A 12,991-nucleotide genomic window follows, 5' to 3' on the forward strand; every position below is an offset into this window, starting at 1 on the left:
GGAATTTAAATAAGATGACTCCTGTTAAATACAGAAATCATCTTATGGCTAGCTAGTTCTTTTCTTAAAACGTCCTTGACAAAGGGTACACTTTACCCCTTTTGCATACATATTTTTATAATTTTTTTATTAGTTTATGAATTATATATATTACATAACATAATAACAATATATTACTAATTTGTAATATAGATGATATTGTATTAACACCATTCACTTTATTAGTTAACCTGCAATAGCATCAATTACTTGATAATTTAACCTAAGTGATCTAGTCTCAGTAAACATTTTTACTATACCATCTACTAGTAGGTAATTGTCTACTTCACATTCACCCTCTATAGTTACTGAGTTCTTATTTGAACTAATATCTACATCAATATCAATACTTCTTGGATCAACATCTAATCCTACAGTAAAACCTGTTAAAGACATTCTTTCATTATATACTCTATCAATTTTCCAATTTTTAACTTTTACTTTAGCAGTTAAATTTAATTTTGCACCTATAGCTACGCTTTCTGATGTAGATAATGATTTAGTGTAATCTGAACTTGACCTTGCTAAATTTAATAATCTACTATTTTCAGGTTCTAACTCAAGTTCTATATCAAGGTTGTTAAAATCATTAATTTTTTGCATATACTCTTTCATATCTGCTTCTGAATTAATTACTATAGGTTGAACTCCTTCAGGAATTTTATCAACAGTTTTTAAATTATATTCTGTAGATAATTTTGTTACTAAATCATTACTAGTATCATCAGCAAAAACTACAGACATGCTACTAATAATTAAAATTAAAGATAATATTAAAGATATACTTTTCTTTATAATTGGTAACTCCTCCTATATGTATAATTATGTATGCAAGCATAATATTAACATATACATAAAGAATATATTGTCGAAATTTGTTATCAAAACTAAAAAACTTCTCTATATGGGATACGGCAACCATTCATGTAAACATTGTTAGAGCTAATGGGCATAGACCAGTTTGATTTTAATAGTTATCAGATTTGATAACTATTAAAACAGTTCCAAATGCTTGGTCTTAAGGCATTTCTTATTAAATATTGGTACTATTTACTCTCACTCTATATATAGAGAGTGTACAGCAGGGGTTTCACCCCTCGGCGTTGCCTTCACCCCACAATCCCCTTTTCAAAGGGGATTGACCCCTAAACCATTCTGTAAAACTCACACTAAGGTCAAAACCCTTCTGAATAAATATAATATTCAGTTCATTAAATTGAATATATTTACTTATATTGATTTATTTGTTAAAATAAAATAAAACTAAAGACTAATCATTGGTATTTATTCTTTTATTAACATTCAGTACAACTGTTCAAGGAGCTTATGCTTATACAAATTTAAGTAATGAAGTACCAAAACAAGAAACAAAAAAGTTTACAATAGTTGAAAATGGCAAAATCCAAACTATTGAAATGAACGAAAATAGAGAGATATTTGTAAATGGAAAGAATATAACAACAATCATAAAAAAATCTGAAATCCCATCTTATTCTATACAAGATAGATTTTCTATACAAAATAAATCTGATAATTGGCAATATGCAGGTGAAGATGAATATCGTTATGATCTAGGGGGATTAGGATTTAAAGCTTTAAATAAAATTGGAGTTTTGTTAAAAGTAGCAGATTCAATAAGTACGATTAAAGCTATTAGTGGGGCTTATATGGTAGATGGTGTTTTTAAAACTGGTGTTTATATATTCGATCGTAGAAGTATTTACTATAAAAATATTCATCAATCTAGACCAGATATGAAATCAATACATAGACTTTACTTTCATGTATCTTTTGTTGGCTCATATGAGAAATATTTAGGTTCATTTACATCATATAATTAATTAAATTGATGGGAAGTGAAATTCTCATGGAAAAAGATTTTTTAAAACAAATTCATGACGATATCCTTAGTAAAGGATTTATAACCATATCTTTTTTAATGGTTTTAATAATATTCCTAATCATAGATATTGAAAAAATTCAACTGCTTTTGAATATAATAACATTTACATTATCCTTTATTGGTTCTATTGTTCTAACAATGATAAATATCAAATATAAAGCTTATAGAACTGAAAAACAGAATAAAATAATTTTTAATAATACTTTATTATTTATTGCTTTGACTGTAACTGCTGCATTTAAAATAATTAAGCAGATATATTAAAACTACACCACTTTACAAGAAAATCTAGATCGCTAAATCCTCTACATCTATAAATTGATGTATGTATGATATACGAGATAGATTTTTTTAAATTTGCTCTATTTTCAACAAGTTGCTTAAAAATAATTCTTCTCTGATAGCTTCGCATTCGCATTTTTAAGATTATCTGAGGAAGTATTAAATAATGGAGGTACATCAATGACTGCAGAAGTACGATTTAACTGCGCAAACAAAGGAAGACAAGGTCATTATTACAAACCATATAGCCTTAAAATAAGCTAGGTATAGAGATTATAACAATAGATTAAAGTATATATGCTTTAATCTATTGTTATTTTGATCATTATTAAAAACGAGATGTAAAATGTATATAAAAATAGATAGAGAAACTACTACTAGTATTAAAGAAGTTCAAAACAATCAATAAATTACATATGATGAAATAAAAATAAGTATAGTCTCATATGGTTGAGGTCCAATATATGGGCTAAGTTTAGCCAATATAGAAAAAGAAAGTACAGTGATTAATTCACATGGAATTAAATTTATTATCAATGAAATATTATCTGATTTAATAATAGGGTTTGAAATAGAAAAAAAAGGTAAAATATATGAAGTAATACCTATCTATGCTGATTGAAATACTCTCATTTCTAAATGAGAGTATTTCAATATGAGCTACTTAAATATTCTTCCAAGAAATAATATTCCTATTATAAAAAATATAATACCTTTTATTTTTTGATATAATATATTATTTGCTGTTAATATCTTTTTAGTAGTTAGTTCAATAACAAGTTCAGGATTAATAAGAGAACTAATTCCCATAATTGTGAATATTGGAAAATTAATAATACATATAACTTTTACTATAGAATACATTTCTACTTTTACTGCAATTAATCCAAAAACTGCCAAGTTTGTTATAAATAATTGGGTAAATAGAATAAGCTTTAGGTTTTGTAGTATTTTTTTAATAAAAAAACCTCCTCTATAAATGTACTAACTATTAGTTTAACGTACAATTAATATCTAATTATACTACAAATAAATTCCATTTATTAACATATTTTCAGCTTTTAAAGGTATATTCATCCCATCAAAAACAGGCGAAAACATTATAAATATCAAATTATAATAGGCTAAAGAGCGATGCTTACCCCTCCTTTAGAATTCTTTGAATGGTTTTATGGCAAAGACCATATTTTTTTGCAAGCTCACGAGAGTTGTAGCCGTTGTACTCCTTTAGAATCTTTTTGTTTCTACTTACTCGATCCTCTCTAGGAATATAAATAGAACTACCTCCAAACTCTTTCATAAGCTTTTTTGTATTTTCTATACCAATTAAATCAGAAATCATATACAAATCATGAATGATCCTCGCCCCCTTGTAAAAATTGTATCAAGAAAGAAAAGAAAGAGTCGTAAAAAAAGTCATAAGAATTTTCTTAAAAATATTTCCAAAGATAGGTATACTCTATATAAAGTTCTTTAAATTATTTATTGTTCCTTTTTACTTATTTCGACATTTTAAATACTACTCAGAAAATATTATATTTTAAGAATAACATATAGGTCTTATCTTACTTTTTGATTTCCTATTGTCTAGACCACATCATTCCAAAATCAAAAATCTTATAAACATTATCATCAGCAGTTTTCCCAACTATAAAATTCCTATAATATTTTCCATCTCCCCATTGTGGGCCTAGTTCATTTGATTTTTTTGAATGAGTTTGTGTAAAATTAACATTAACAATTTCATATTCTGTTAAGTTATATTTTTTTACACATTCTTTCCAATCATAGTAATACAAAGGATTTAACTTACCATTATCTAATTTTTCCTCATTATATTCTTTTTCTTTTAAAGTAGAGATTTCATGGATAATATATGATTGTATATAAATTCCATCTTTAAATGATTTCTCTTCATTTTCTAGTAAAATCTCAGAGTTTTGTATGTCTTCGTCTCCCCTATTATCCAACATTTTAGAGAACTCACTAGTAATGTTATATAAAAAGTTTTTTAAGACTGTTTCTTCTGCCATATTCTTTGGAACATCTTCTAACACCAAGCTTCTATCATCCACACTTATATGGGTTTCTCCTTTAAAAGTATATGGTTTTTCTATTTCGCTAGTGTTTTCAACTTCAGTTTTTTTATCTTCCTGTGACTTTTCTTTGCTACATCCTACACTTAAAATTACTATCATTAATAATATCAATACCACTAAAAATAATTTTTTCATTTTTATTCCTCCCAAGTAACCTATTCATAATCATTATTTCTCATTTTTTTATAGCTGTACAATACTTATTTTACCATATATAAAAAACTCTTAGATGATATGTAATCAATATGATGGGTACCTGTCCCTTTGATTCTGATGGGTACCTGTCCCTTTGATTCCATAAAAAAAGAGCCTGAAAATTTAGGCTCTAAAGATATTGTTTTTTGAATATATTTAAAATAACATATAAAATCAAAAATACTAACATTGTACCTATAAATCCCATATCATAGTAATCTTTAATGTATAAACTTATAATATATATTAATATGATTAAAATAATGTTTATTATAAATTTCATATTATTTCCTTCCACAAGATTCTGACTTATTTCCTTCCACAAGATCCTGGTGGATTTGGTCCTAAACATGGATGATCTTTTATAGTTATTCCATTTTTAACAGCGTCATAAGCTTTCCCTACTAGTGTTTCTGTAATTACTTTTGACCATCCTTTTAAATCGTTTCCAGTTACTCCTTCTATAATACCATTTGATACTTCACATGTTACATATATTGCTATTCCTTCTATTATAACTTTTACAACAGCGGCCCCAGTAATAGAAGCTGGTTGAATGCTATGATATGTAGTATTATATGTGGTATTATTTAGTGGTTTTGCAGCAAATACACTCATAGGTTGTAATAATAGACATCCCATTATAAATGATATACTCTTGCGTTTGATTGATGTATTCATGTTGATCACTCCTTTTTTATTATAAAAATATTTATAAAAGCATCTTTATAAATATTTCTTTGCTTTAATCATATCATGAATATATTGAAAATTCTGTCGGAATAGTGGACAAGCATGAAAATAAGAAAAAATGAATCAATAAATTTAAGATATATATGTATATATTCTGTTCAAATTCTGTAAAGGGAATGAGCTATTAATAAAAAAAACCCTTAAAAAAATTTATTTTTTCTTAAAGGGCTTTGTTGTGAAACCTTTTCTAATATTCTTCACTTTTTATTGGGATATATTTGAATATATCTCCTGATTTTACACTCTCAGATAAACGCTCTAGCCAAAAATAATATTCTTTTGATTTTTCTAATTGCTGACAATAATATTTGGCTTCTTCTTTGATTGTTTCATTAGCTTTAGAATCCTTCAAAACATCTTTTAAATTTTCTTCTACCATTGAAATCGCTTCTAAATTTATCCTTACTTCTCTATTCCATTTTTCACAGAAAAAAGTTGCAAAATACTTAAAAAAATCTTTTTCAGCTAAATAAAAATCTTTACGAGAACCTTTTTGCCAAACCTTTTTAACCAAATTATTTTCAGATAAGGTACGTACAGCTTTACTCATGCTAGGTTTACTCATACCTAGTTCATTTTTCATTTCATCTAACGATATGGCATTTTTATGAAAATACATAGTTCCATACAAACGAGCAATAGAATTGGTAACACCATATAAATCCATTGTTTCAGCAATAGCATTAATCACAGTATCTTTACTTTTTTCGATTTTTTCCTCTATTTCAAGTTCTTCTTTTCTATCCATATTTGTAACTCCTTTTGCAATTTACTTTTCTATTAACTTTGTTTGAAATATTAAAAAAGTTTCTTGTCTTTCCTCAGTATTAATATATTCACTATACAATAAGTTGTCAAATATTTATATAAAATAGCTAATACAATACATTTTATTAGCTATTTTATATAAATACAAGCCTAAGAAAGCAACTTCCACTTTTGTTACACTCTTAGGCTTAAAAATATAAATAAACTTTAAGATAAAAGCTTCATGATCTCCGCCATTTCTATCAAAGACTCTTCTATATTGAGTACCAGCCTGTTTAATTTTTCTTTCATATAGGTTCTGCTTGTTACATTAAAACAAATATAGTCATTCTCTTTAAGATATCGAATACCAAACCCATCCTCAACAACAGGTCCATATCCAGCTAGCTTTAATCCCTTTATAGAACTTGTACTAGTACATATTGTACTATGAGTCAATGTTACATATCCCTTATCCGTAAAAATTGGGGGTAAATTATCAACCCCTATCTCCTTACCAAAAGAATCATACATGTTGAGTAATCCCAATAAATGGCCATCTATCCCTCTTCCATTTTTGCATTCTTTGATTCGGTCTACATGTTTTTGTGCTGCTTTTTTTAAAGATGCTGCTTTTTTATTATGATCACAACAATCAGATATCATATTTTTTATAAACTCAATAGATTCCATAGATACACAATACATCACTTCTATACGACCTGCCAAAAACTTTCTAGTCATTACTGCTTCATATACGCTATAACATCGTCCATATAATTTATACTGGGCCAATTGCAAAGCTAATTGAACAAATGCATCAGGGCTTATTCCGAATGTTTTTATTAGATTTTTTCCAAACTGATCAAAATGAAATACCCTTGTTTGCGTATTAGCAACAACTTCATTAAATTGATTGAAAGCCTTACTGATTTGTTTTTTCAATGTATCATTTAAATCAAATGTTAGTTTTTCAGGTCTATTTTGAAAATATTTTTTTTCATGTATATGAATTTTATCCATATCTTCATAAATCCATTGGGTAAATCTTGATATAACAGACCCATCTATCCCAGTATGCTCCATATTGATCCCTATTTCTCCGTTTTTAGAAACTATAAACTGTAATGATTTATCAAACCATCTATTTTTTCCATTCCCATGAAGCATCATATTGGAAGCTTCTTCTAAGTTATTTGGACTTTCATCATCTAAACATAATACAAAAATCGCATTTTCTATTTTTTCTATATTTACTTTATTCCTCTCATCTATTTTAAATAAAGATGTTCTCGTATCTGCCCATTCATCTCTATTCATGGTAGTAAGTATTCCCAGACCTTCTCCTTCTATTCTTTTGCTCATATTTATGATATACTTTAAATCCTCTTGAATTTCTAAAAAAGACCTGATATCTCCTGATTCCATCTCTACATCTACGGTAAATATTTGCCCTTTATATAAAACAACAATATATTTTTGAGAAGGTTTTATTTTAAATAAATCCTTTTTTCTTCTAGCAACCCTTGTAGCAGAAAATAATCTTTTATACTGAAGCATACAAATAGGTCTGTCTTCTTGTAAATCAACATCTAATTCTTCTCGATCAATTAAACCCTTAAATCTGCAAACAGATAGAATAAGAGCAGTAGCCATATACTCTTGTGTAACCCCTAAATCTTTTAGCTTATTTTTTATAATATAAAAAACATTTCCCTCTATGATAAGAGGGTTTCTAGATGCTAAATATAGATTCTCCCAAAGAGGTGCTGTCCAGTTGGATAGATTGTTTCTTTCTGCCCACCTTATAAGCTCTTCTTGTAGCTTTTTTCCATCCCCATCTTTACTTTTGAATTTTTCAACCATTTCTTTTGTTTTAAGAAACTCTTCTTCTGTAAGTAATGGTTGAACCCATTCTATAAATCTATTACATGTATCATTTAATTTAGGAATAGGTATTTTAGGTAGATTGTCTTGATTAGCAAATGTTCTTTTCATATAATTCCCCCTAGTATAATTGTTCTTTCATTGAATCTATAAACTATTTTCTAAGTATTATCAGATAGCTTTTTTTACTTTTTTAGCTATTTCATTTGGAACCCACTTTGTCCATAAGTCTTCATTTTCTTTTAAAAACCATTTTGCTGCTTTATCTGCATTTACTTCATTCTCTTGCATATAAGCTAATGCCTTACTTGTAATTTCACTACTTGTTTTATACTGCTTTAAAAAATCTACAACTTCAGGTGCTTCTTTTAAAAGTTCTTTATTTACTGCAATGGTCAAATCCTGTGATGGATACTCACAAGCATAGTTATTCTCCCATTTTTCTTTTGTATAAGGTTCATCTTCAAGTAATGTCATATCATATTTCCCTGTAATCCAAGTAGGTTCCCAATAATATCCTAACCAAGGCTCTTTCTTTTCAATTGCTTCTGCAATGGATGCAGCTAAAGCGGGAGCTGAACCTGCTTGAAAATAGTTGTAGTTTTTGTCTAGCCCATAGCTTTCCATTTTCTTTCGTAGGCTTGTATCTGCTGTCCATCCAGGTATTGAACCATAGATTCTCCCTTTTTTTGGATCTTCTATATCTTTAAAAATTTTCCAATACTTATCTAAATCTTTTACAGATTTTAATTCCGGCGCTATTGGTTCTATGCCTCTTTGAGGATCTCCTTTTATAACATAAGTTGGAACATATAGTCCTTGCTTATTATCAGAATAGTTAATAGACAATTCAACAATCTCTCCACTTTCAATGGCTTCATTATATAAATCTATAATATTTCCTGTCCAGATCTCTGTATAAACATTAATGTCCCCTCGTCTTAATCCTAACAATGATGTTTGTTCTGACCCCATTATTTTATTCGTTGGATATCCATATCCTTTTTCAAGGATCATCCTTGCTACTGCATTATGAAAACGAATACTGTCCCATCCAGCATCTGCAAAAACAATAGTCTCTTTTGTACCTTGACTTTGACTGTTTGCTTGATGAGAACAAGCTGCTAATATAGAAACCATTAGCATCCATAACATTATTATCATTAAATGTTTTTTTAATTTCATACTTTGTAATTCCCCCTATTTTATTTTGTGTAAATAAAGATTGATATCATCTAGCTGTATCTTTCCTCCTTTCAAATCTTTTTAAATTTCATTTGTCTATATAAAAATGTTTTGCATCACTTTATACATTGGGATAAAAAATTGATTTTGCAATGATAGGTAAGTTAATCATAGGAAGTTTTCGAGAGTTTCTTTTGTTAGATATATTCGAAACGTTTCTTTTGTTATATACAATACTATACGTAAATACCCTTATTTGTCAAATTCTAACGGGTTAGATGTTCCGTGATAACTTTTATAAAGCTTTATTTTTTTCTTTGAAATAACTATCGTTTAATTTACTGTAATAGAGTTAATATCTATAAAAGAAAGGATTTTACCATTTACATAAATATATTTTTTAGCCATAGTAGTCCTTTCTTGAAATTTATGATTATATAATAAGATTATCAAATTATAGACATAAAAAAAAGAATCTATCATAATTTGATATATTCTTTGATATTGCTAAATTTAGGATATAAAAAAGTAAGTATTTTGAAAAAGACAGGCAGTAACATTAAAAAAAGTCTTTTATTTCATTCTTAGCTTTTCCTCAAGCTCTTCTTTTGTATATTTTGAAGTCCTTCCTTCAAAATTATGAAATCTATTATTCTTTGTTTGTTTGATTGGTTCTTTGTAATCTTTTTTTATAGCACTAATCAAAAATCCTACCAAATTGTCATATGTAGATGATTTTGCTAGTTCATATTTTTTAATAATAGTGGTCATATCATATTTAGCAGTGTCTAATATAGCTTTTAATTCATCGTCTGTTAGATCTTCTTTTATGATTTGTTTTAATGAAAAAACAAAAGGATCAAATTCAGCTTTCTTATCTTCAGTCGCTGCAATTTCTTTAAAAGCATCATCTTTAGGGAGTTTATTATTTTTAGATTCTATGTAAAATTTGATTTTATCTACTTTTCGTCCTTGTTTGATTTCTTCAAATTCAAAGTATATATCTGTCTTTTTATTAATTTCTTTATGTGCTACTTGCAAAACTTTTTGTTTTAAATTTGCATATTGCTTGTACTGTTTAGGTTCCATTCCTAATATATCCCTTAATTCTACTAATGAAAAAACTCTTTCTCTAATTTTTTCATATTGTTTTAACAGTTCATAAATTCGCATAGAATAATAACTTTTTAACCGTATGATATTTTTTAATTTGTAACTCGTAAAATTTTCTTTTAACTGTAATAAATAAGGCTTTAATTTTGGATCAAAACACACCTCAACCATACCTTCGCCTTTAAAATACTCAGCAGAAGATAGCCAACTAATTTGTAATGTAGACCTTTCTTTATGTACTCTCAAAACTTTTGTCATTAAGTTTTTTGTTATTTGTTCTACTTGTTTGTATTTATTCTTGTTTTTTATATCTAAGGATTCCATAAAATCTTTTACAGATATTTGATATTCTTTAAATTCCTTATCACTTGGTTGTATCATAGACACTAATAACAAAATAAGCTTTTGTTCTCCCAATGTCAGTTTATAACTTGCTTCTATTAATGCGTTAGATTTTGTCACCATATAATTTTTAGACATAATACCCCTCCTTAAAACTCCCCTTTCTTATTATATATTTCATACTATAACTTTTCAATATTTAAGTTATATTTGGGTATGATTAAGTTATCTTTACGGTATCTTTAGGTTATGTTTTGGTATCTTTAAGTTATGTTTGAGTATCCTTAGGTTATATTTAGGTATCTTTAGGTTATATTTAAACTCTGAAGACAAGTAATACCAACGATTTTAGAGCTCAGAAAACATATAAAACATTTAAAAACATTTAAAACAACAAAAAGAGATGTTTTGTTAAAAATAAAAAAAAATAACCTAAAAATACTAAGTTATTTTGTAGAATTACTTTTTTACACCTAAATATAACTTGAGTATCTATAAGTTATATTTAGGTATCCTTAGGTTATATTTAACTCTTTAGAACGTAAGGACGTTTATTTGGATATCTAAGCATATAGTCCTAAAATTACACAAAAGACTTTACACAGTAGAAACTATACTTTACTCTAGTAATAGCTATAATTCCCTTTATTCTATAAAAAGAATTTAAATATTTCAAAGAGCTATCCTATAAATATACAAAATGTATAGAAATAAAAAATAAAGGAGTTGGATAAATATTGAAAAGTAACGATGTTTCTGTAGTTAAAGAAGAAATAGAACAAAAAACAAAATATGAAGAAATAAAAGAAGGTGCTCCTACATCCGCTTTTAAAGGAGCATCTTACTTAGCATTATTAATAGGGGTATCCGCTTATATGATAGGGCTATATAATGCTCCTACTATGCAGTTAAACGAAAAGGGGTATTACTTTGCAACACTATTATTTGGGTTATATTCCGCTGTATCTCTACAAAAGGCCGTAAGAGATAAAGAAGAAGGTGTACCCGTAACAAGCATTTATTATGGTATTAGTTGGTTTGCATTACTAATATCAATATTTTTAATGACAATAGGGTTACGAAATGCAGGCAGTATCATTTTAAGTGAAAAAGGTTTTTATGCCATGTCCTTTACATTAAGTTTATTTGCAGCAATAACAGTACAAAAAAACATAAGAGATACACAAAATGCAAGGGAGAAGAATTAAACTTGATCTTTGTAATCTATGTAGCTTTTAACCATAAAAAAGCAGCTATTTAGGGTCCTTAAAACATTTAAAAGATTTATTTAAACAACATAAAAGAAGCTTTTGTTTTAATACAAAGTAAAAAGACAACTCTATTGAATATAAAGAATCAAAGAGTTGTCTTTTTACTTTGTATTTGATTGTAATTCATTCATGTTTTGGTGGACTCACCCCTTTCGTTTTGATATTTAATAGATACCCATCTAAATATTTTAAAAACATTTTTTACTTTTTTTATTTTAAAAACTTTTTAGGAAATTTAAAATGACTACTAAGAAAAAAATAATTAATAGTAGATAATTCTTTTTTCTCTTTGTGCACAAAATGATTAGTTAGTTCATGAAAAGAATTTATTTTATCCAAAGAATGAGGGTACCTGTCCCTTGTGATTCTTTTTAATAAAGATTTATTTTAGGAGAAGTGATTAGATGAAATTACTACCCAATTGTATATCCTCTAGTAGAATAATTTTTTCTCTGATGTTAATTTATACCAATCCACTAAGCTTCGCCTTTTACTTAATATATGTAATTTGTGGATTTAGCGATATTATAGATGGATTTATTGCCAGAAAGACAGATACAACAAGTAGTTTGGGTGCAAAGCTTGATTCAATAGCTGACATGATAATGGTAGGTATATTATTATTTTTAATTTATCCGATTGTAAATATTACAAGTAAAATTGTCATTTGGATTATTTTAATTGCCATTATTAGATTAACATCCATATTTATAGCAATGAAAAAATATAAAACTTTTGCAAGTATTCACACTTATGGAAATAAAATTGCTGGTATAGTTTTGTTCCTGTTTCCTATATTGCTTCCATATATTAATACAACTGTGTTAATGTATATAATTTGTGTTGTGGCAAGTATATCAGCAATCGAAGAATTGATTATTCAGCTCACAATAAGAACCAAGGGGACACCTTGATTCTCTTCTTTTGATTTAAAAATCATAATATCCTTTTTTGCCTACTAGCACAGATTCAACTATCCGATAAGGTGCAAATATACCAATATCATATTTTTGACATACAAATCCAATATTTTCTTCAAAATCAAGATGGCTATCTAATTTTTGAAATACATTTACAATGTCATCATAATTTTTATTTATTAATGAAACATTATTAAAGATGATTTCTGTAGGTTCAAAAAATTCTATTGCTTCACTTTTACCATTTTCATCATA

At 27.3% G+C, this 12,991-nt stretch carries 13 protein-coding genes; 4 read left to right on the top strand and 9 right to left on the bottom strand.

Annotated features, from left to right (window positions below; translation table 11 throughout):
- Positions 1-225: 225 nt before the first annotated feature.
- Positions 226-783, bottom strand: a complete 558-nt coding sequence (locus tag EK368_RS12270; RefSeq protein ID WP_129600126.1) for a hypothetical protein — start codon at positions 781-783, stop codon at positions 226-228.
- 533 nt (positions 784-1,316) lie between these two features.
- Here EK368_RS12270 and EK368_RS12275 point away from each other — a divergent pair.
- On the top strand, positions 1,317-1,880 hold the full coding sequence (locus EK368_RS12275) for a hypothetical protein (protein ID WP_129600128.1): 564 nt from the start codon (positions 1,317-1,319) through the stop codon (positions 1,878-1,880).
- A gap of 26 nt (positions 1,881-1,906) precedes the next feature.
- Positions 1,907-2,206: a hypothetical protein gene (locus EK368_RS12280; protein WP_129600130.1), complete on the top strand. Its 300-nt coding sequence runs from the start codon at positions 1,907-1,909 to the stop codon at positions 2,204-2,206.
- A gap of 1,156 nt (positions 2,207-3,362) precedes the next feature.
- Here EK368_RS12280 and EK368_RS12285 read toward each other — a convergent pair.
- From EK368_RS12285 to EK368_RS12315, 7 genes are all read right to left on the bottom strand, one after another.
- Positions 3,363-3,566, bottom strand: a complete 204-nt coding sequence (locus EK368_RS12285; RefSeq protein WP_129600145.1) for a Mor transcription activator family protein — start codon at positions 3,564-3,566, stop codon at positions 3,363-3,365.
- Between the two features lie 238 nt (positions 3,567-3,804).
- Positions 3,805-4,458, bottom strand: a complete 654-nt coding sequence (locus EK368_RS12290) for a hypothetical protein (protein WP_129600132.1) — start codon at positions 4,456-4,458, stop codon at positions 3,805-3,807.
- A gap of 369 nt (positions 4,459-4,827) precedes the next feature.
- Positions 4,828-5,199: a hypothetical protein gene (locus tag EK368_RS12295; RefSeq protein WP_129600134.1), complete on the bottom strand. Its 372-nt coding sequence runs from the start codon at positions 5,197-5,199 to the stop codon at positions 4,828-4,830.
- Between the two features lie 259 nt (positions 5,200-5,458).
- Complete coding sequence (gene cudC, locus EK368_RS12300; protein ID WP_129600135.1) at positions 5,459-6,019, bottom strand: choline uptake/conversion transcriptional regulator CudC; 561 nt, start codon at positions 6,017-6,019, stop codon at positions 5,459-5,461.
- Positions 6,020-6,246: 227 nt separating this feature from the next.
- Positions 6,247-8,016: a choline/carnitine O-acyltransferase gene (locus EK368_RS12305; RefSeq protein ID WP_202976480.1), complete on the bottom strand. Its 1,770-nt coding sequence runs from the start codon at positions 8,014-8,016 to the stop codon at positions 6,247-6,249.
- A gap of 60 nt (positions 8,017-8,076) precedes the next feature.
- Entirely contained in the window at positions 8,077-9,090 is a 1,014-nt protein-coding gene (locus EK368_RS12310) for an ABC transporter substrate-binding protein (RefSeq protein WP_129600137.1), read from the bottom strand.
- Positions 9,091-9,663: 573 nt separating this feature from the next.
- Entirely contained in the window at positions 9,664-10,683 is a 1,020-nt protein-coding gene (locus EK368_RS12315; RefSeq protein WP_129600139.1) for a replication initiation protein, read from the bottom strand.
- Between the two features lie 599 nt (positions 10,684-11,282).
- Between EK368_RS12315 and yiaA the strand changes: the two genes are divergently transcribed.
- Together yiaA and EK368_RS12325 are read left to right on the top strand one after the other, a co-directional pair.
- Positions 11,283-11,753, top strand: a complete 471-nt coding sequence (gene yiaA / locus EK368_RS12320; protein WP_202976481.1) for an inner membrane protein YiaA — start codon at positions 11,283-11,285, stop codon at positions 11,751-11,753.
- 467 nt (positions 11,754-12,220) lie between these two features.
- The gene (locus tag EK368_RS12325; protein ID WP_129600143.1) at positions 12,221-12,730 is read left to right on the top strand and encodes a CDP-alcohol phosphatidyltransferase family protein; all 510 of its coding nucleotides are present in this window, start codon (positions 12,221-12,223) and stop codon (positions 12,728-12,730) included.
- Positions 12,731-12,745: 15 nt separating this feature from the next.
- Here the strand turns inward: EK368_RS12325 and EK368_RS14970 are convergent.
- The coding region (locus EK368_RS14970) for a hypothetical protein (protein WP_165000445.1) at positions 12,746-12,991 on the bottom strand (246 nt) is incomplete at its 5' end.

Source organism: Anaerophilus nitritigenes (assembly GCF_004138215.1).
GTDB lineage: Bacteria > Bacillota > Clostridia > Peptostreptococcales > Thermotaleaceae > Anaerophilus > Anaerophilus nitritogenes.